The organism is Streptomyces sp. NBC_01166 (assembly GCF_045039765.1).
Taxonomy (GTDB): Bacteria; Actinomycetota; Actinomycetes; order Streptomycetales; family Streptomycetaceae; genus Streptomyces.
In genome coordinates, this window is the sequence record NZ_CP108613.1 from 4,248,803 (window position 1) to 4,268,670 (window position 19,868).

17 protein-coding genes and 1 tRNA gene are annotated in these 19,868 nt (G+C 68.7%); 9 read left to right on the top strand and 9 right to left on the bottom strand.

Going from position 1 to position 19,868, the window contains the following annotated elements:
• The first annotated feature begins 123 nt into the window (after nucleotides 1-123).
• Complete coding sequence (locus tag OG379_RS19490) at nucleotides 124-735, top strand: FMN-dependent NADH-azoreductase (protein ID WP_405664462.1); 612 nt, start codon at nucleotides 124-126, stop codon at nucleotides 733-735.
• A gap of 271 nt (nucleotides 736-1,006) precedes the next feature.
• On the opposite strand, the gene OG379_RS19495 is transcribed toward OG379_RS19490, so the two are convergent.
• Nucleotides 1,007-1,089: transfer RNA gene (locus OG379_RS19495), tRNA-Leu, on the bottom strand.
• Nucleotides 1,090-1,403: 314 nt separating this feature from the next.
• Here OG379_RS19495 and OG379_RS19500 point away from each other — a divergent pair.
• The 6 genes from OG379_RS19500 to pknB all read left to right on the top strand — a co-directional run bounded on the left by OG379_RS19500 (nucleotide 1,404) and on the right by pknB (nucleotide 9,437).
• Nucleotides 1,404-2,264, top strand: a complete 861-nt coding sequence (locus tag OG379_RS19500) for an FhaA domain-containing protein (protein ID WP_405664464.1) — start codon at nucleotides 1,404-1,406, stop codon at nucleotides 2,262-2,264.
• Nucleotides 2,265-2,274: 10 nt separating this feature from the next.
• Nucleotides 2,275-2,790 carry an FHA domain-containing protein gene (locus OG379_RS19505; protein ID WP_104787364.1) on the top strand — a complete coding sequence of 172 codons (516 nt, stop codon included), beginning with the start codon at nucleotides 2,275-2,277 and terminating at the stop codon, nucleotides 2,788-2,790.
• Between the two features lie 129 nt (nucleotides 2,791-2,919).
• Nucleotides 2,920-4,407, top strand: coding sequence for a Stp1/IreP family PP2C-type Ser/Thr phosphatase (locus OG379_RS19510; RefSeq protein WP_405664466.1), 1,488 nt, complete (start codon nucleotides 2,920-2,922; stop codon nucleotides 4,405-4,407).
• A gap of 21 nt (nucleotides 4,408-4,428) precedes the next feature.
• On the top strand, nucleotides 4,429-5,829 hold the full coding sequence (locus OG379_RS19515; RefSeq protein ID WP_405664468.1) for an FtsW/RodA/SpoVE family cell cycle protein: 1,401 nt from the start codon (nucleotides 4,429-4,431) through the stop codon (nucleotides 5,827-5,829).
• Nucleotides 5,826-7,280 (top strand): peptidoglycan D,D-transpeptidase FtsI family protein, encoded by a 1,455-nt coding sequence (locus tag OG379_RS19520; protein WP_405664470.1) that lies wholly within the window; start codon nucleotides 5,826-5,828, stop codon nucleotides 7,278-7,280. Before OG379_RS19515 ends, OG379_RS19520 begins: the two co-directional genes overlap by 4 nt.
• A 171-nt stretch (nucleotides 7,281-7,451) precedes the next feature.
• Nucleotides 7,452-9,437 carry a Stk1 family PASTA domain-containing Ser/Thr kinase gene (gene pknB / locus OG379_RS19525; protein ID WP_405664472.1) on the top strand — a complete coding sequence of 662 codons (1,986 nt, stop codon included), beginning with the start codon at nucleotides 7,452-7,454 and terminating at the stop codon, nucleotides 9,435-9,437.
• 78 nt (nucleotides 9,438-9,515) lie between these two features.
• On the opposite strand, the gene OG379_RS19530 is transcribed toward pknB, so the two are convergent.
• The 5 genes from OG379_RS19530 to OG379_RS19550 all read right to left on the bottom strand — a co-directional run bounded on the left by OG379_RS19530 (nucleotide 9,516) and on the right by OG379_RS19550 (nucleotide 13,326).
• Nucleotides 9,516-10,244: a class E sortase gene (locus OG379_RS19530; RefSeq protein ID WP_405664474.1), complete on the bottom strand. Its 729-nt coding sequence runs from the start codon at nucleotides 10,242-10,244 to the stop codon at nucleotides 9,516-9,518.
• A 36-nt stretch (nucleotides 10,245-10,280) separates the two neighbouring features.
• A complete protein-coding gene (locus OG379_RS19535; protein WP_405664476.1) occupies nucleotides 10,281-11,663 on the bottom strand; it encodes a class E sortase in 1,383 nt (460 codons plus the stop codon).
• Nucleotides 11,660-12,298, bottom strand: a complete 639-nt coding sequence (locus OG379_RS19540; protein ID WP_393756480.1) for an aminodeoxychorismate/anthranilate synthase component II — start codon at nucleotides 12,296-12,298, stop codon at nucleotides 11,660-11,662. The genes OG379_RS19535 and OG379_RS19540 overlap by 4 nt, the downstream gene beginning before the upstream one ends.
• The gene (locus OG379_RS19545) at nucleotides 12,295-12,483 is read right to left on the bottom strand and encodes a hypothetical protein (protein WP_099173291.1); all 189 of its coding nucleotides are present in this window, start codon (nucleotides 12,481-12,483) and stop codon (nucleotides 12,295-12,297) included. Before OG379_RS19545 ends, OG379_RS19540 begins: the two co-directional genes overlap by 4 nt.
• Nucleotides 12,484-12,600: 117 nt before the next feature.
• Nucleotides 12,601-13,326: a DUF881 domain-containing protein gene (locus OG379_RS19550; RefSeq protein ID WP_405668580.1), complete on the bottom strand. Its 726-nt coding sequence runs from the start codon at nucleotides 13,324-13,326 to the stop codon at nucleotides 12,601-12,603.
• Between the two features lie 178 nt (nucleotides 13,327-13,504).
• Between OG379_RS19550 and crgA the strand changes: the two genes are divergently transcribed.
• Nucleotides 13,505-13,759 carry a cell division protein CrgA gene (gene crgA / locus OG379_RS19555; RefSeq protein ID WP_393756482.1) on the top strand — a complete coding sequence of 85 codons (255 nt, stop codon included), beginning with the start codon at nucleotides 13,505-13,507 and terminating at the stop codon, nucleotides 13,757-13,759.
• 242 nt (nucleotides 13,760-14,001) lie between these two features.
• Here crgA and OG379_RS19560 read toward each other — a convergent pair whose 3' ends face one another.
• Both OG379_RS19560 and OG379_RS19565 read right to left on the bottom strand, forming a co-directional pair.
• A complete protein-coding gene (locus tag OG379_RS19560; RefSeq protein ID WP_405664479.1) occupies nucleotides 14,002-14,907 on the bottom strand; it encodes a rhomboid family intramembrane serine protease in 906 nt (301 codons plus the stop codon).
• A 155-nt stretch (nucleotides 14,908-15,062) separates the two neighbouring features.
• Nucleotides 15,063-15,590, bottom strand: coding sequence for a peptidylprolyl isomerase (locus OG379_RS19565; RefSeq protein ID WP_393756486.1), 528 nt, complete (start codon nucleotides 15,588-15,590; stop codon nucleotides 15,063-15,065).
• 348 nt (nucleotides 15,591-15,938) lie between these two features.
• Here OG379_RS19565 and OG379_RS19570 point away from each other — a divergent pair, with 348 nt between their 5' ends.
• Nucleotides 15,939-16,655, top strand: a complete 717-nt coding sequence (locus OG379_RS19570; protein ID WP_393756488.1) for a DUF5324 family protein — start codon at nucleotides 15,939-15,941, stop codon at nucleotides 16,653-16,655.
• A 146-nt stretch (nucleotides 16,656-16,801) separates the two neighbouring features.
• On the opposite strand, the gene OG379_RS19575 is transcribed toward OG379_RS19570, so the two are convergent.
• Nucleotides 16,802-19,597 carry a BTAD domain-containing putative transcriptional regulator gene (locus OG379_RS19575; protein WP_405664481.1) on the bottom strand — a complete coding sequence of 932 codons (2,796 nt, stop codon included), beginning with the start codon at nucleotides 19,595-19,597 and terminating at the stop codon, nucleotides 16,802-16,804.
• Nucleotides 19,598-19,868 lie beyond the last annotated feature (271 nt).

The window sequence follows — 19,868 nt, forward strand, 5'->3', positions numbered from 1 at the left end:
TATGAAAAGTAAGGGACTATGTTATTACTAGGTACGTACTGAAAAGCCGGATCGCGCCCACCTGCCCACGACCTCCTCCGTGGCCCGCACCGATCCGCCCACCCGACTCCTACGGAGATCCCCATGGCCACGCTTCTGCACCTCGACTCCGCCGTATTCCCCCAGGGCTCCACGTCCCGTGAGGTCACCGCCGCATTCGTCACGGCTTGGCGCGAGCAACACCCCGACGGCGAGGTCGTCTACCGCGATCTCGCCGCCACCCCCCTGCCCCACCTGGACGCCTCGGCGGTGGCCGCCGGCGCCGAGGACCCGCTGCGAGGGGAGCTGGCGGCCGAGCTGGCCGCTGCGGACGCCGTGCTCATCGGCGCGCCGATGTACAACTTCTCCATCCCGTCCACCCTCAAGGCGTGGCTCGACCAGGTGATCATCGTGGGCCACAACGCGGGGCCCGACAGCCCCGTCGCCGGCACGCCCGTCACCGTTGTGGCCAGCCGAGGCGGCTCGTACGCCCCCGGCACGCCGCGCGAGGAGTTCGAGTTCGTCCAGAACTACCTGGAGAAGGTGCTGACGGGCATGCTGGGAGCCGAAGTCGATTTCATCGTCCCGGAGTTGACGCTGGCCCACTCCAAGCCCGAGATGGCCGAGCTCATCCCCCTCGCCGACGCTTCCCGCACCCAGGCATTCACCGACGCCGCGGAGAAGGCCAAGGCTCTGGCGGCGCGCCTCGCCGCCTGAGGGCCACTGACGGGCGGGCTCGCACGAAAAGCGCCTTAACGGGCGGGCTCGCACGAAAGTTCTCTTAGGTGCGGATCCGACGTTTCACGTGAAACAGGCTCCTCCCGAGCCGGGCTTCCGCGACGATGCGGGCTTCATCACAGCACCCCTCACGCGCACCCTCCTCGGCCACACAACGAAGAGCTCACACAACGAAGAACCCCCGCACCGGATCTCTCCGGTGCGGGGGTTCTGTCGAACCAACCCGGCGGTCGCAAGCGACTGCCTGTTGTGCGCGAGGGGGGATTTGAACCCCCACGTCCCTAAGGACACTGGCACCTGAAGCCAGCGCGTCTGCCGTTCCGCCACTCGCGCATGAGTGGTGCTTTCAGACTCTCTCACCGAGTGGTGTGAGCGCCTGGCGACATCGGAAGATTAGCACGCTGGACAGGGTGGATTCACATCCGTTGTTTCGCCGAACCCACGAGGGGAACCGGGAACGCGGAAAGCCGGGCCCCACTCCTCCTGAGTGCACCCGGAGTGCGGGACACTGTCAGGAGGGCACCTCTACGATCCGTGTGAGAGGTGACACTCATCCACTGTGCAGACAAGGGGAACCAGCCGATTTCCCCACGCGTGGATACGATCAGTAAGCAGTGCAGGGATGACGACACCGGAGGAGGTGCCCCATGGGAGTCATGAAGCGTTTCGAGCAGCGTCTCGAAGGTCTGGTCAATGGCACCTTCGCCAAGGTCTTCAAGTCCGAGGTGCAGCCGGTCGAGATCGCGGGAGCCCTTCAGCGCGAGTGCGACAACAACGCGTCGATCTGGAACCGCGAGCGGACCGTCGTGCCGAACGACTTCATCGTCGAGCTCAGCACCCCGGACTACGAGCGCCTCAGCCCGTACTCCGGCCAGCTGGGGGACGAGCTGTCCGGCCTCGTACGTGACTACGCCAAGCAGCAGCGGTACACCTTCATGGGACCGATCAAGGTCCACCTGGAGAAGGCGGACGACCTCGACACCGGTCTCTACCGCGTACGCAGCCGGACCCTGGCGTCGAGTTCGTCACAGCAGGGCCAGCAGGGCGGCCCTGCTCCCTATGCCCAGCCGAACCGCCCCGCTGCCCCTCAGGGGCAGGGTGGCTACGGCTACCCGCCGGCTGCCGCCCCTCCCATGCCCCCGGCCCCGCCGCCGGGCGCGGGGCGCTCCGGAGGCCCTTCCAGCGACTGGCGCCCGCCGGCCGCGTCCGGCCCCATGCCGGACGCCCAGGTGCGGCGCTGGATCGAGATCAACGGCACCCGCCATCAGATCTCCCGCCCGACGTTGGTGATGGGACGAAGCACCGACGCCGACGTGCGGATCGACGACCCCGGCGTATCGCGCCGGCACTGTGAGATCCGGACCGGAACGCCCTCGACCATCCAGGATCTCGGGTCTACCAACGGCATCGTGGTAGACGGGCAGCACACCACCCGCGCTACGCTCCGCGACGGCTCGCGGATCGTCGTGGGCAGCACCACCATCGTTTACCGGCAAGCCGAAGGGTGAAGCGGGGGCAATGTCAGAGCTGACCCTGACGGTCATGCGGCTAGGTTTCCTGGCTGTTCTGTGGCTATTCGTAATCGTGGCCGTCCAGGTCATTCGCAGCGACCTGTTCGGTACGCGTGTCACGCAGCGCGGCTCACGCCGCACTGCCGCTGACGCCCGTCCGCAGCAGGGACGCCAACAACAAGCGGCGCCGCCTCAGCAGCGCCAGCAGTCCGGGCGCCAGCGCCGCGGGGCACCCACAAAGCTGGTCGTCTCCGAGGGCACGCTCACCGGCACCACTGTCGCGCTCCAGGGGCAGACCATCACCCTGGGCCGGGCGCACGATTCAACGATCGTGCTGGATGACGACTACGCGTCCAGCAGGCATGCCAGGATCTACCCCGACCGTGACGGCCAGTGGATCGTCGAGGATCTCGGGTCCACCAACGGCACCTATCTCGACCGGACCCGGCTCACCACCCCGACACCTGTTCCGCTGGGCGCGCCGATCCGCATCGGCAAGACCGTCATCGAGCTGCGGAAGTAGTACGACAATGAGCGAGCGGAGCGAGCGAGCCGCCGCGGTCCTGACTACGGACCCGGCCCGGCTCCCGACCGGAGGGTGGGCAGTGTGGCTCGAGACCGGCTGTACCCCGAACCGACGGGCGAGGTGCGCATGAGCTTGTCCCTGCGCTTCGCCGCCGGATCGCACAAGGGCATGATCCGGGAAGGCAACGAGGACTCCGGCTACGCCGGCCCCCGTCTTCTCGCCATCGCCGACGGCATGGGCGGCCAGGCGGCCGGAGAGGTCGCCAGCTCCGAGGTGATCTCCACGCTCGTGCAGCTCGACGACGACGTCCCGGGCTCCGACATCCTCACCTCGCTCGGCACGGCGGTCCAGCGGGCCAACGACCAACTGCGCGTCATGGTCGAGGAGGACCCCCAGCTGGAGGGCATGGGCACGACGCTCACGGCCCTGCTCTGGACCGGTCAGCGTCTTGGCCTCGTCCACGTCGGTGACTCCCGCGCCTACCTCCTGCGTGACGGCGTCCTGACGCAGATCACCCAGGACCACACCTGGGTCCAGCGCCTCGTCGACGAGGGCAGGATCACCGAGGAAGAGGCCACCACCCACCCGCAGCGCTCCCTGCTGATGCGGGCGCTGGGCAGCGGCGACCATGTGGAGCCCGATCTCTCCGTCCGGGAGGTCCGCGCCGGTGACCGCTATCTGATCTGCTCGGACGGGCTCTCCGGCGTCGTCTCCCACCAGACGATGGAAGAGACCCTGGCCAGCTATCAGGGCCCTCAGGAGACCATCCAGGACCTCATCCAGCTCGCCCTGCGCGGCGGTGGTCCCGACAACATCACCTGCATCGTCGCCGACGTCCTGGACGTCGAAAGCAACGACACCCTGGCCGGGCAGCTCAACGACACCCCGGTCATCGTCGGCGCCGTCGCCGAGAACCAGGCCGCCCAGGCGAACGACGGCCGCGCGATGGAGACGCCGGCGGGCCGCGCGGCCGGCCTCGGCCGCCCCGTGCCGCCGCCGTCCGGGGGCTTCGGTCCCCCTGGCAGCGGCGACGACGTGGGTTACGGCTCCGGCCCGGACGGCGCCTTCGACTCGTACACCGACGACGACTTCGTCAAGCCCCGCGGCCGTCGCAGGTGGCTGAAGCGGTCGTTCTACATCGTGCTCGCGCTGGCCGTCATCGGCGGTGGCGTCTACGGCGGATACCGCTGGACCCAGACGCAGTTCTACGTGGGCGTGAAGGACGACAACGTCGCGCTGTTCCGTGGCATCAGCCAGGATCTCGCCTGGGTGTCCCTCTCGAAGGTCGAGGAGGACACCAAGATCGAACTCAAGTACCTCCCGCCGTACTGGCGCAAGCGGGTCGAGGCGACGATCTCCCAGGGCAACCTCACCGAGGCCCGCAAGAAGCTCAGCGAGCTCGACGCACAGGCCTCCGCCTGCAAGAAGGACGCGCAGCGCCGCGCGGCCGAGGCGGACACCAATGCCGCCAAGGACAAGGGCGAGACCGGCAACGCCGCCGACAGCACGTCAGCCATGTCTCCCGCCAAGGGGACCAAGACCGCGACTCCCACTCCCGGCCCCAGCCTCTCGGAGGAAGAGAAGAAGCTGGCCCTGCAGTGCGGTAAGCAGTAAGCCGTAGGGGGCCTTCAGCACATGAGCGTTGTCACCAACACGACCACCATCGGCGCGATCGACGCGCCGAGCCGCCGTAACACCGAGCTGGCGCTGGTCGCCTTCGCCGTCCTGATCTCGGTGTTCGCGTACGCCAACGTGGGCCTCGCCCTCCACGGTGAACTGCCCGCCGGCATGCTCGGGTACGGGCTGGGCCTCGCCCTGCTCGGCGGCGTGGCCCACCTCGCCGTCCGCAGATTCGCCCCGTACGCGGACCCGCTGCTGCTGCCGCTGGCGACGCTGCTGAACGGGCTGGGTCTGGCTCTCATCTGGCGCCTGGACCAGTCCGAACGGCTGCTCCGGCTGCCCAGTTTCGCCCCGGCCGCTTCGAAACAGTTGATCTTTTCCGCAGTAGGTGTGGCGCTCTTCGTCGGGGTTCTTCTCCTGCTCAAGGACCACCGCATCCTCCAGCGTTACACCTACATCTCCATGGTGGTGGCTCTGGTCCTGCTGATCCTCCCCATGTTTTTTCCGTCCCAGTTCGGCGCGAAGATCTGGATCACCATCCCCGGTGTCGGGTCGCTCCAGCCAGGAGAGTTCGCGAAGATCATCATCGCGGTGTTCTTCTCCGGCTACCTGATGGTCAAGCGCGACGCTCTGGCGCTCGCCAGCCGCCGCTTCATGGGCATGTACCTCCCTCGTGGCCGCGACCTCGGACCGATCCTCATGATCTGGGCGATGTCGATCCTCATCCTGGTCTTCGAGACGGACCTCGGCACCTCTCTGCTGTTCTTCGGCATGTTCGTCGTCATGTTGTACGTGGCCACCGAGCGCACCAGCTGGATCGTGTTCGGCCTGGCGATGTCCGCCGCCGGTGCGGTGGGTGTCGCCTCGTTCGAGCCACACGTCCAGGACCGCGTGACGGCATGGCTCGATCCTTTCGCGGGCTGGGGCACCCACCAGGCCAGTGAGCAGATGGCCCAGGTCCTCATGGCCTTCGGATCCGGTGGCACGCTCGGGGCCGGGCTGGGCCAGGGCCATCCCGACCTCATCCTCTTCGCGGCCAACACCGACTTCATCCTTGCCACCGTCGGCGAGGAGCTCGGGCTCGCCGGGATGATGGCGTTCCTCCTCCTGTACGGCCTGATCGTCGAACGCGGCGTCCGCACCGCACTCGCCGCGCGTGACCCCTTCGGCAAGCTCCTGGCCATCGGTCTCTCCGGTGCCTTCGCCATCCAGGTATTCGTCGTCGCCGGCGGTGTCATGGGGCTCATCCCGCTGACCGGTATGACCATGCCGTTCCTCGCGGCCGGTGGTTCGTCCGTCATCGCGAACTGGGCCCTCATCGGGATCCTGATCAGAATCAGCGACACGGCCCGACGCCCGGCCCCGGCCCCCGCACCGTCCCCGGACGCCGAGATGACCCAGGTGGTCCGACCGTGAACAAGCCGCTCCGCAGGATCGCCATCTTCTGCGGCATCCTCGTCCTGGCCCTGCTGATCCGCACGAACTACATCCAGTACGTCCGTGCCGACGAACTCAACGCGAACGAGCACAACCGCCGCGTCCAGATCGAGCGCTACGCCCACGAGCGCGGCAACATCATCGTCGACGGCGAGCCCGTCACGGGCTCCGTCGAGACCAAGGACAGCGACTTCAAGTACAAGCGGGTCTGGAAGAACGGCCCCATGTGGGCGCCCGTAACCGGCTACTCCTCGCAGGCCTTCGACTCCTCGCAGCTGGAGAGCATCGAGGACGGCATCCTCACCGGCAACAGTGACGACCTGTTCTTCGACCGCACCCTGTCGATGTTCACCGGCGAGAAGAAGACCGGCGGGAACATCGTCACCACCCTCAACGGCGCCGCCCAGAAGGCCGCCTTCGAGGGACTGGGCGACAAGAAGGGCGCCGTCGCCGCGCTCGACCCGCAGACCGGCGCCGTCCTGGCGCTGGCCAGCACTCCCTCGTACGACCCCTCGGTCTTCGCGGGCAACTCCATGAAGGACTCGGACGCCCGGCAGAAGCTCCTCAAGGACGAGGACAAGCCGATGCTGAACCGGGCCCTGCGGGAGACCTACCCGCCCGGCTCGACTTTCAAGGTCGTCACGGCCGCCGCGGCGCTGGAGAACGGCCTCTACACCGACATCGACGCCAAGACGGACTCCCCGCTGCCCTGGCGGCTCCCTCAGTCGACCAACCTGCTGCAGAACGAGGGGAACATCCCCTGCAAGGACGCCTCGCTCCGGGTGGCGCTGCGCTACTCCTGCAACACCGTCTTCGGCAAGATGAGCGACGACCTCGGCAACGCGAAGATGATCGAGCAGGCCGACAAGTTCGGCTTCAACGAAGAGGTCTTCACACCGGTCCGCGCCGACGCCAGCGTCTACCCGAAGGACAACCCGCCGCAGAACGCCATGGCGGGCATCGGCCAGGCCTCCAACCGCGCCACTCCGCTCCAGATGGCCATGGTCGCGTCGGCGATCGCCAACGACGGCAAGCTCATGCAGCCGTACATGGTCGCCCAGCGCCAGGCGCCCAACCTGGACGTCATCTACACGCACGAGAAGGAGCAGCTCAGCGAGCCGCTCTCGGCGGAGAACGCCCAGAAGGTGCAGCAGATGATGGAGACCGTGGTCCAGGACGGCACGGGAACCAACGCGCAGATCGACGGCGTCACCGTCGGTGGCAAGACGGGTACCGCCCAGCACGGCCTCAACAACAGCGAGAAGCCGTACGCCTGGTTCATCTCGTACGCCAAGACCGACAGCGGCTCCCCGGTCGCCGTCGCCGTGGTGGTCGAGGACGGCAACGCCAACCGGGACGACATCTCCGGCGGCGGGCTGGCAGCTCCGATCGCCAAGAACGTGATGAAGGCGGTACTCGACGGGAAGTAGTGACACCCGTCACAACTTCTGTTCACACCAGCACATTGGGATACCGGTCGGATATCAGCTGACGGGTGCGGGCCGATCACGCCGGGCGTGCCCGGTAGCGTATGCGCGAACAGCGCACCGCCGGACCACACACGGGTGCGGTCGGGACTGACGGAGAGGGCTGGATCAGTTATGGAAGAGCCGCGTCGCCTCGGCGGCCGGTACGAGCTGGGCTCGGTGCTCGGCCGTGGTGGCATGGCCGAGGTCTACCTCGCGCATGACACCCGGCTCGGCCGCACCGTCGCTGTGAAGACGCTGCGGGCCGACCTCGCCCGCGATCCGTCCTTCCAGGCACGGTTCCGCCGTGAGGCCCAGTCGGCCGCCTCGCTCAACCACCCCGCGATCGTCGCCGTCTACGACACCGGCGAGGACTACGTCGACGGCGTCTCCATCCCGTACATCGTGATGGAGTACGTCGACGGATCGACGCTCAGAGAGCTCCTGCACTCCGGCCGCAAGCTGCTGCCGGAGCGGACCCTCGAGATGACGGTCGGGATCCTCCAGGCCCTGGAGTACTCGCACCGCGCCCAGATCGTCCACCGCGACATCAAGCCGGCGAACGTCATGCTGACGCGCACCGGCCAGGTCAAGGTCATGGACTTCGGTATCGCCCGCGCCATGGGCGACTCCGGAATGACGATGACCCAGACCGCCGCGGTCATCGGCACCGCCCAGTACCTCTCCCCGGAGCAGGCCAAGGGCGAGCAGGTCGACGCACGCTCCGACCTGTACTCCACCGGCTGCCTGCTCTACGAGCTGCTGGCGGTCCGACCCCCGTTCGTCGGGGACTCGCCGGTCGCGGTCGCGTACCAGCACGTCCGTGAGGAGCCGCAGCCTCCGAGCAACTTCGACCCCGAGATCACGCCCGAGATGGACGCCATCGTCCTCAAGGCGCTGACCAAGGACCCCGACTACCGCTACCAGTCGGCCGACGAGATGCGGGCCGACATCGAGGCCTGCCTCGACGGCCAGCCGGTCGCGGCCACGGCGGCCATGGGAGCGGCGGGCTACGGCGGGTACGACGGCTACAACAACGACCAGCCCACCACCGCCCTGCGGGCGGCGGACCAGGGTGGCGCCCCGACGTCCATGCTGCCCCCGGTCAATCCGGACGACGGCGGCTACGGCTACGACGACCGCCCGGGCCGCCGGCGCCAGAAGAAGAGCAACACCTCCACGATCCTTCTGATCGTCGCCGGCATCCTGGTGCTCATCGGAGCGATCCTCATCGGCCGTACGGTCTTCAGCTCCACCGACGGCAGCGGCGGCAAGGTCGACGTTCCGGACCTGATCGGTTCCACGATGGAACAGGCTCAGGGGCGCGCGGACAACGCCGAGGTCAAACTGGCGGTCGGTTCCAAGGAACCCTGCGCGAACCAGGAGAAGGGCAAGATCTGCAGCCAGTCCCCTTCCCCGAGCGAGAAGATGGAGACGGGCGAGACCGTGACGGTGGTCGTCTCCACCGGCGCCCCCAAGATCGAGGTCCCGGACGTCCTGGAGAAGTCCGAGGACAGCGCCCGCAAGGCTCTGGAGGACAAGGGCTTCACGGTGAACGTCAAGACCGCCGAGTCCGAGAAGACCGTGGACACGGTCATCTCCCAGGACCCCGAGGGCGGTTCGAAGGTGGAGAAGGACACCGAGGTCACGATCACCGTGGCCAAGGAGGCCACCGTGCCGATGCCCGACGTGCGCACCCGCTCCTACGACGCGGCCGTGGCACAGCTGAACGGCCTCGGGTTCACCAACGTGTCGAAGCAGGATGTCGACTCGGAGGAGGCCGCCGGGACGGTCATCGAGCAGACCCCCACGGGTCCGAGCGAGCAGTCCAAGGACGTCCAGATCGTCCTGAAGGTCTCCAAGGGCCCGGCTCAGCCCGAGCAGCCCGAGCAGGTCACCATCCCGGCCGACATCGTCGGTCAGCGGTTCCAGCAGGCGAAGGCAACGCTCGAAGGAATGGGCCTCGTGGTCGCGCTCGCGCCCAACTCGTCCGACAAGCCGAACGCCATGGTGATGCAGGCCGACCCAGGACCCAACACCCCGGTCGCCAAGGGCACCACGGTCACCCTCACCACGATCGGCGGCGACATCATCGGCGGCCGGTCCGGCTCCAGGGACTGACCCGCGTAGCGCCGTACGCACACGCACAGGGCCCCGGTCACCTCAATGGTGACCGGGGCCCTGTGCGTTCGTCCGTGACTACCGCAGCTCCGCCGGCTTCGTGCGGTCCCTGTCCACCTTCTCGGTCCGCACCAGCTCGCCCCAGACGATGTAGCGGTACTTCGAGGTGTAGACCGGGGTGCACGTCGTCAGCGTGATGTAGCGGCCGGCCTTCTTCACGCCCGACTCCTTGGGCACCGGGGCGATCGCGTCGACGTTGAACTTCGACGTCTCCGGCAGCTCCGCGAAGACCTTGTAGACGTACCAGGTGTCCTTGGTCTCGAAGACGACCGCGTCGCCCTTCTTCACCTTGTCGATGTTGTGGAACTTGGCACCGTGCCCGTCCCGGTGGGCGGCGAGCGCGAAGTTGCCCTGCGCGTCCGAGGGGAGGGCCGACTTCACCGGGTCCGTGTAGTAGCCGGCGAGGCCGTTGTTGAGCGTCTCCGTGTCGGTGCCCTTCTTGACCAGCACCTCGCCGTTCTTCATGGCGGGGACGTGCAGGAAGCCGATGCCGTCCCTGGTGTCCAGTGCTCCCGGACCGCCCGCCCAGCGGTCGCGGACGGTGCTGCCCTGCTTGTCCGCCTCACGGTCGGCCAGCACATTGGTCCACCACAGCGAGTAGACGACGAACAGGCCCAGCACCAGCCCGGCGGTGATCAGCAGTTCACCGAAGAGGCTCACCGCCGTCGCGACGGGGTGGCGGCTCCTGCGCAGGACCGGGGCCGCCGGCTCGTCGGTGCGCTCTTCGTGCTCGGTCCTCGCTGCCACCGCACCCGTCCCTGTCGTGATGTCGTCCAGCTCGCGTCAGCCGACGAGCGCGTCGGGCTTCCCCTTGCTGCGCGGCCGTTCCTCGACCATCTTGCCCCACACGATCATTCGGTACGTACTCGTGAATTCCGGGGTGCACGTCGTCAACGTGATGTACCTGCCCGGCCCGGTGAAGCCGGAGCCCTGGGGGACTTCGTCGATCACGGACACATTGGACGGCGACGTCTGCGGAAGGATGTTGGTCATCTCGTACGTGTAGTAGGCGTCCTGCGTCTCGACCACGATCGCGTCGCCCTGCTTCAGCTTGTTGATGTAGCGGAAGGGCTCCCCGTGGGTGTTGCGGTGGCCGGCCACCGCGAAGTTCCCCTGCTCGTCCGAAGGCATCGCGGTCTTCAGCTTGCCCTCGGCGTAGTGACCGATCATGCCCCGGTCGAGGACCTTCTCCTTGCTGATGCCCTCCGCGATCGGGGCGACCACGTCCAGCTTCGGGATGTGCATGATGGCGAACCCCTGGCCGGGCTCGAAGACCCCCGGGCTGCGCTCGCCGTTGGCCCAGTCGTCCTGGATCTTGTTCGTCTCCCGGCCGGCGATCTGGTCGGCGCGGACGTTGGTCCACCACAGCTGGTACGTGACGAACAGGAGCATCAGCACGCCGAAGGTGATGAACACTTCGCCGACGACCCGGCTGGCGACGACGGCGGGGCTGTCCTTGGCGGCACGGGCAGCGCGCCGGGCCTCCAGTCGTGACATCGGGACCGCGGGCTCCGCCGCCTCGGCCTCCGTGGCGCGCCTGGGTTCGCCCCGCCGTCTTCCGTGCCCCTTGGCCGCCCGGCGGCGCTCGGCACGGCCACCTGTCGGCGGCGGTTCGGGAGCGGACCCGGAGGTGTCGGCCCCGGCCGGCTCCGACGCTCGCCGGGTGTCGGAGGTCCGCAGCGCCATGGTCTCGTCGTGCAGGGCCGGACCCACGTCGACGACGGGCCGCGCAGGGTCCGGACCGACGTCGGTGAAAGCTTCCACGGGGCGCGGGGCAGCTGCTGCCCGGGCCGGGGGCGGCGTCCCCTGACCAGGTATCACCGCGATCCCCTGGACGGTCGGTGCGGCAGGACCTGTCTCCGGCCCCTGGTGCCCGTACCAGTCCCTCTGATACCCCTCCGGGTCGTACCACTCGCCCGGAGGCTCCGCGGGCCCCTGGGGCGCCGTCTGGGGCATCTGGGCCGTCCCGCTGTCCTGGGGGCCCTCCGCCCGGAACCAGGGGGAGGTGTGCTGCCCCGCCGACGGGTCCGCGGGCCGTTGCCCCGGAAGCGGGTCGTTCAGCGGGTCTGCGAGCTGCTCCACCGCCGCCTCGAACGTGCCGTCGGGCTCGTACGCACCCTGCGCGTACGGGCCTTCCTGCCCGGCGGAGGGGCGGAGTGCGGTCACGCGGCGGCCTTGCCCACCACCGGGGCGAGCCCCGCCGATCTCGCGACCGCGCCCTCGTCACCACACTGCTCCAGCCAGTTGGCGAGCATCAGGTGACCGTGCTCCGTGAGCACGGATTCGGGGTGGAACTGCACCCCCTCCACCGCCTGTTCGCGGTGGCGCAGCCCCATGATGATGCCGTCGGCGGTGCGTGCGGTGACTTCGAGCACGGACGGGACCGTCGCCGGCTCGGCGGCGAGCGAGTGGTAACGCGTCGCGGTGAACGGGGACGGCAGCCCGGCGAACACGCCCTTGCCCTCGTGCAGCACGGGGGAGGTCTTGCCGTGCAGCAGCTCCGGCGCACGGTCCACGACACCGCCGTAGGCGACGGCCATCGACTGCATCCCCAGGCAGACGCCGAAGACCGGCACCCCGCTCCGCGCGCAGTGGTGGACCATCTCGATGCAGACCCCCGCCTGCTCGGGTGTACCGGGGCCGGGCGACAGCAGGACGCCGTCGAAGCCGTCCTCGGCGTGTGCCGTGGTCACCTCGTCGTTGCGCACCACTTCGCACTCGGCGCCGAGCTGGTAGAGGTACTGGACGATGTTGAAGACGAAGCTGTCGTAGTTGTCGACGACGAGAATGCGTGCGCTCACTGACCGGACCCCGCTCCGCTGGTGCCTTCGCCGTCCACCGTCACATCACCGAACGGGAGCAGAGGCTCCGCCCAGGGGAAGACGTACTGGAAGAGCGCGTAGACAACGGCCAGGACGAGCACGAGCGAGATGAAGCCCCGCACCCATGCGTTGCCCGGCAGATGCCGCCAGATCCAGCCGTACATGCTGTTGCCTCCATTCGGTACGGCACCAGACTAAACGGCCGGGGCACAGGCGTGGGTCAGCTGTGGAAAGCCGCTCGTGCGGACGTGCGTCACAGTCCCGCGCAGGCCTCCCGCGGGCTACTCCACAGGCTGTGCGTAGTGGAGGTCGACCGTGCCCGAATAGCCGGGAAGCGTGAGCTTGTCGTCCTCCTCGACCTTCCATCCCAGCCCGTACGCCTTCACGTACAGCTGGTAGTTCTGGATCGCCGTGGAGTCGTTGAGCGCCTGCTTCAGCTTCCCGGTGTCACCGACGGCGGTGACCTTGTACGGAGGCGAGTAGACCCGGCCCTGCAGGATCAGCGTGTTGCCGACGCAGCGCACCGCGCTGGTGGAGATCAGCCTCTGGTCCATCACCTGGATCCCGCGGGCGCCGCCCTCCCAGAGGGCGTTGACGACGGCCTGCAGGTCCTGCTGGTGGATCACCAGGTCATTGGGTTGCGGCTCGGGGTACCCGGGATTGGCGGTGGCGTCGGCAGGGGCGTCGTTCAGCGTGACGGAGAGCGCCTCACCGGTGACCGCCGTGGTACCCGCGGCCTTCTCCAGCGCGTCGAGCTCGGCGTCCTCGGCGCGGGTGCTCCCGTCGTCACGCCGGGCGAGGGTGTCGATGTCCGCGCGCACGGAAGCGGTCGATTCGTCCAGCTCCGCGTTGTTCTCGCTGCGCTGCTGAATGAGGTCGGAGAGCTTCAGCAGCGAGGAGTCGGTCCTGATATCGGTCCCCTTGGCCGTATTGGCGCTGGTGACGAAGATCAGCCCGGCCAGCGCGAAAACGGCAGCGGTGAGGCCTTGGACCGGCCATCGGGACATGCGCCCGGCCGGGCGTCGAGGAGAGTCGGCAGAATTGCTCAACGTACCCTTATCTCCTTAGGCGCCACGGAAGCACTACGCTAACGGACGCCCCGGGGAGGCAGCATTCCCCCTCGCGCCCCGGCGCCAGCCACAGATCCCTGCGCGGTCACGCAGCGCATCGACAGGAGAGTCCCTCGTGCCGAAGTCACGTATCCGCAAGAAGGCAGATTTCACGCCTCCGCCGGCGAAGCAGTCGACGAGCATAAAGCTGACCAATCGCAGTTGGGTGGCGCCGGTGATGCTGGCGCTCTTCCTGATCGGTCTGGCCTGGATCGTGGTCTTCTACGTCACCGAGGGCGACCTGCCGCTCGACGCTCTCGGCAACTGGAACATCGTGGTGGGCTTCGGCTTCATCGCCGGTGGCTTCGGAGTCTCCACGCAGTGGAAGTAGCTCTGCCCTGAGTTACCCACAGAGTTATCCACAGGTAGGGGAAAAGGTCGGACGATCTGTGGATAACTTCCCTCGAAGTTGACGCCGGTGTGACTACACACTTACGCATCGCGCGAGGGTACGCCCCTTGTCCTGACTGGTAAAACCCGGTCCAGCGACAAGGGGCACACCTGTTCCCCACGTCATGCACAAGATCCGGCACGCTCTGTGGACAACCGCACCCCTGGAGCAACGGATTCCGCTCAGGTGAGCACAGCCGTCCTGACGAGGACGGTCACCACGACCGCCACGAGGACCAGCCCGCAGGCGCCGTACTGCACGAGATTCCGGCGCTCCCGGGGCGCGTGGACCATGGCGATCGCGATCAGCGCCCCGGCGACCAGACCACCGACGTGCGCCTGCCAGGCGATCCCGCCCCACGGGTTGAAGGTGAAGATCAGGTTCACCACGAGGAGCGCGATCACCGGCCGCATGTCGTAGTTCATCCGGCGCATCAGCACGGCCGTGGCACCCAGCAGTCCGAAGACCGCCCCTGAGGCGCCGAGCGATCCCTGGCCGGGGTCCGCGACCGCATAGGTGAGAGCGCTGCCCGCAAGCCCCGACAGCAGGTAGAGCGCGAGGTACCGGGTACGGCCCAGCGCGGCCTCCAGGGGTCCGCCGAGCCACCACAGCCCCAGCATGTTGAAGGCGATGTGCCACACCTCCTGGTGCAGGAACATCGACGTCACCAGCCGGTACCACTGCCCCTCCGCCACGCCTTCGATGCCGGCCGACGGATCGCCCGAATAGGCACGGCCGAACAGCAGCAGATCGTCGAGCAGCGAACGGCCGCCGACCGAGACCGCGATGAAGACGGCGAGGTTGATGGCGAGCAGGATCTTGGTGACCAGCCTGGGGTCGGCGGCCACGCTCCCGCCCGCGAGCGTCCGCGGCCGGTTCGCCGCGGGGTGGTGGCCCGTACCCGATCCTTGACGGACACACTCCGGGCAGTGGAAGCCCACCGACGCCTCGATCATGCAGTCCGTACAGATCGGCCGCTCGCACCGCGTGCAGCGGATTCCCGTCTCCCTGCCCGGATGCCGGTAACACGTGGGGGGACCGCCCGCGGCCGCGGATCCGTCCTGGTCTTCCGGCGGCTGCTGGTCCATCGGTCACGGCCCCTTCGGTCCTCGTCCGTGCAGGGGGCACACATGCGACCGCCCCGCTCGCCCGTTATGTAACAGTACGGATGAGCAGGGCGGTTGGTTCCCGCAGGGCGGCGGTCGGCAGGGTCAGCGGCCCGCCAGGCCGGCCACCCCTCGGATCACCGGGTCTCGACGACGACCGACTCGATCACCACGTCCTGGAGCGGGCGGTCGGTGCGCGGATTGGTCGGAGCCGCCGCGATGGCGTCCACGACCTTCTTGCCCGCCTCGTCGGCGACCTCGCCGAAGATCGTGTGCTTCCCGGTCAGCCACGCGGTGGGCGACACGGTCACGAAGAACTGCGACCCGTTGGTGCCCGGTCCGGCGTTGGCCATCGCCAACAGGTACGGCTTGTCGAACGCGAGGTCGGGGTGGAACTCGTCGCCGAACTCGTAGCCGGGGCCGCCCGTGCCGTTGCCCAGCGGGTCACCGCCCTGGATCATGAAACCGCCGATGACGCGGTGGAAGACAGTGCCGTCGTACAGCTTGTCGGTGGACTTCCGGCCGGTCTCCGGGTTGGTCCACTCGCGCTCACCCTGGGCGAGCTCGACGAAGTTCTTGACCGTCTTGGGCGCGTGGTTCGGCAGCAGCCGGATCTCGATGTCGCCCAGACTCGTCTTCAAAGTGGCGTAAAGCTGCTCGGCCACGGTCTGCCTTCCGTAAGTCTCCGCTGATGACCACCGATCCTCGCACGGGGAACCCGGTCCACAGCGCGGCCACAGCACCGGGAAGTGCGGCACTCACCTCGTTGCTCGCTTTCCTGCACCTTTCCCACACTTCCTGCGGGACAAATGCGGCCAAGTGCCCGACGACACGGAGCGCGCGGACACGAACCGTGGCATCGTCGGCGACACGCTCCCCTTGCACCGCATTGCCAGAGAATGACGTTCATGACCCGGATGCCCGTCCCGCATGGCGCGCCAGGCGTCAGCGGGCATGATTTCGAATTGGGTGGATAGGCGGAGTACCTACCCGCCACCAATGAGGAGGATCCCGTGACCCGCATCGACAGCGTGCGCGCCGCAACCTACTCGGCGAAGGACAGCGCGCAGCACGCCGCGGAAGTGGTGGCGCCTTACGCCGACACGGCCAAGGAACAGGCCACGCACTACGCGCACGAAGCTCGTGCGCGGCTCGCGCCCAAGGTGTCGAAGGCAGCCGCGCAGGCCCGCGTCCAGTACGGCGCACACCTCGCACCGCGTATCGAACAAGCGCTCACCCATGTGCCCCCCAAGGTCGACGAGGCCGCGCAGAAGGCCGCGGCCCGGACGCGCAACGCCGCCCGCACGGCGGCGGACTACACCGTGCCGCGCGTCGAGTACGCGGTGGCCGCGAGTCGCCCCATGGCCGAAGAGGCCACCGCCCGCAGCACCGCCGCACTGGCCGCTCTCCGTGGCCAGGTGACCGCCAAGGAGATCCAGAAGCTCGTCAGGAAGCACGAGCGGCGAGCCAAGGCGGGCCGGGCGGCCAAGGGCTTCCTCGTCCTGGGCCTCCTGGCCGGAGGGGCCTTCGCCGCCTGGAAGTGGTGGGACAAGCAGGCCAACCCGGACTGGCTGGTCGAGCCGCCCGCCCCCACCGAGGTGGGCGACGACCGCGCCCCCCTGACATCGGTCGACGGCAGCGGCTCGACCGTGCTCGACCCGGAGGTCCGCGCCAAGCAGGACGAGGCCGGATCGGACACGGCGGAAGGCGACCGCGACGACCGCCGCTGAGCACACGGCGTGTGGGAGAGGGGCGCCGGAAGACCTCACGGTCTTCCGGCGCCCCTCTCTCGTTTCACGTGAAACCGACAGGCGTACACCCGGCCCACGGACATTCCTGTGACGGAGACCCGGGCCGCACTCTCAGTGCACCGTCCTCACCCCGCCCGGCACGGCTCGGGGTGGTTGCTGCGAAGGCCCTCCAGGGCATGCTGCTCAGCTCGGTGGAAGTGAAGTCCCCGCGCGATCCGGAGAGCCTCGCGGTGGTGCTCCGCGGCCTCGCGGGGGCAGAGAAGTGCGGTCATCGCACGTCCCGCCGCATTGCGGCACTCCGCCTGGGCCCAGAGGTCGCCGAGCTCTTCCGCGACCCTGATGCCTGCCAGGCACAGGGAACGGGCAGCATCGCGGTCGCCCGCCTTCGCCTTCAGAGCGCCCAGGTAGGCCTGGGACAGGGCTTCGGGCCGCTGGAGCCCGCGGTTGTCCCTGCTGAGGGCGAGGCCCGCCTCGAGGGAGAGCGACGCGGTGTGCGGGTGGCCCAGCGCCTCGTGGACCAGCCCCAGCTCGACGAGGGTCATCGCCTCGGCCCCGCGGTGCGCCTGCGACCGGACCAGCCGCAGGCAGCGGGAGTAGAGGCGGTAGGCGATGTCCGGCGCCCCCGAGTCGAGCTCCACCCGGGCCAGCGCACCGTACGCGAGGGCGGTCCGCAGATGGTCGGTGCCCGCCGAGTAGAGACGGATGGATTCCGTGAGGTGTCGGCGCGCCTCATCCAGCGCGCCCGTGGTCCAGCGGGCCCGCCCCAGCTCCTCGCGGGCGGCGGCCAGCAGATCCGGCCAGTCATGGAGCTCGCTGAGCCGCAGGGCGCGCTGGACGTGCTGCTCCGCGGCGTCGACGAGACCCGCGGTGAGAGAGGCGTCGACAAGGCTGAGGGAGAGCTCCGTCTCCGCGCGCGGGTTCGCCCCGCGTTGCGCGGCCCGCAGCCCGGCCCTCGCGACGGTGAGCCACTCGGGGACCCGGGAACGGCGCTTGCAGGTCTCGCGCAGCATGCCCGCGAGTGTCCAGGCGGCGACGTACGGTCCGTGCTCCGCGGTGTGCTCCACGGCGGCGGTGAGATTGCGCAGCTCGGCCTCCGCGTCCTCCTCCGAGACCGGCGCGTGCTCGGTGGCACGGGATTCCTGACCCACCACGTGTATCCGGCCGACGCGGCGGTCGAGCACGGTCGCCACCTGTGTGTACCAGCCCATGAGGCGGTGCAACGCTTCCTGCCGGGACTCGGCCGGCTCCTCGTCGCCGGCCCGCTTCCAGGCGTACTCGCGGAGCAGGTCGTGCGGGAAGCCGAAGCGGCCGGGGGCGTGCTGGACCAGGAGGTTCGCCGTGGTGAGCGCGTTGAGGGCGGGGCGGACGGAGGCCTCGTCCGCGCCGGTCAGGGCGGCTGCGGCCGCGTAGGTCAGATCGGGCCCGGGGAGAAGGCCGAGGAGTCGCAGGGCGCGCCGCCCCTGGTCGTCGAGCCGCTGGTAGGACAGATCGAGCGAGGCACCCACGGACGCTCGCTCGTCGTCCGCCACGGAGGCTCCGGCAAGCGGTCCGGCGGCGGCGAGTTCCCTGGCCACGGACCTGAGGTCGAAGTGCGGTGTGACCGCGGATCCGGCCGCCACCACCCGAAGGGCCAACGGAAGGTGGCCGCACAGCCGGGAGATCTCGGCGACCGCGGCGTCCGGCTCCCCGGTGGGACGCCGGCCGCCCAGCGCGCTTGTCAGCAGTTCCGCCGACTCCTCGGGGCTCAGCACGGGCAACACGATGCGTTGTGCGTCCTCGTGCACGGCCAGGCTGACCAGGGCACGGCGGCTGGTGACGAGGACGGCGCAGCCCGGTGCGCTGGGCAGCAGATGCCGTACGTGGTCGGCGTCGGCCGCGTTGTCCAGGACGATCAGGGTGCGACGGGCGGCGAGGACCGACCGGAAGAGCGCGCCGCGTTCGAGGCAGTCCGTCGGGACGTGCTGGGCCGCCACCCCCATCGCGCGCAGGAAGGAGCCGAGAACCTCGGACGAGTCGGCTGCGCCGAGACGGTCGAACCCTCTCAGATCGATGAAGAGCTGACCGTCGGGGAAGTCGTCGGCCACCTGGTGGGCGCAGTGCACGGCCAGAGCGGTCTTGCCGATCCCCGCGGTGCCCTCCACGCAGACGACAGGCATCTTGCCGGAGCGCAGCAGCTTCGTGATGTGCTCGACCTCCCCCGCGCGCCCTGTGAAGTCCCTCACCGCGTTCGGTAATTGGTGCGGCGTGAGGGGTGCTTCCGGCGGCCGCTCCACCGGAAGCACGGCGTTCAGGACGAACTGGTGCGCGTCCCTCAGCTCGGCGCCCGGCTCCACGCCGTACTCCTCGACCAGCCGCTCACGGATCCGCGCGTAGGCGTCCAGTGCCTCGACCTGGCGGCCGCTGTCGGCGAGCGTCCGCATCAGCAGGGCGTGGAGGCGCTCCCGGAGCGGGTGCTCGTTGATGAGGCGCACGAGTTCGGGCAGGTGGCGTTCGCCTTGCCCCAGCGAGACCTCCAGGGCGTACAGCTCCTCCTGGGCGGAGAACCAGCGCTCCTGGAATCTATCGCGCTCCAGTTCGATACCGCGGCTCTCGGTTCCCTCGGCGAGCGGGCCACGGGCCAGGGCGATCGCTCTGGCCAGGGTTTCGGCGGCATCCGCCGGCCGGCCCGACTCGCTCAGGGCGCGGGAGGCGGCGAACAGCTCCTCGAACTCCAGGAGATCGCAGTCGAACCCGCCGGGCGTGCCGAGCACATAACCGGCTTCCGAATGGGTGAGCGGCAGTGAGTCCGGCAGGCAGCGCCGAAGGCCCGATATGTACTTCTGCACGAGATTGAGGGCGTGGGCCGAGGCGTCGTCACCCCAGACCATCGCGATGATCCGGTCGGCGGGAACGGGACGCGGACCGCCGAGCAGCAGAGCCACCAGCACCGCCCGCTGGCGGGGCGGTCCGAGCGGCAGTAATCGTCCGCCGACCAACGCTCTTAAGGATCCCATCACTTCGAAACGTACGTGCGAGTCAATCATTTTCCCCCCGGTTAACGGTAAAGAGAGCGTAAGCCTCCTGCGGATCAGATCTCCTGGTATTAACAGGCTGTTTCACGCCAGGACGCCTCGCACCGGCCTTCCGAAGCAGTTCAGCGTCCCTTCCAGCGGCCCGTCAGCACGTCCGGCGAAGGTTCCTTCCCAGGAACCG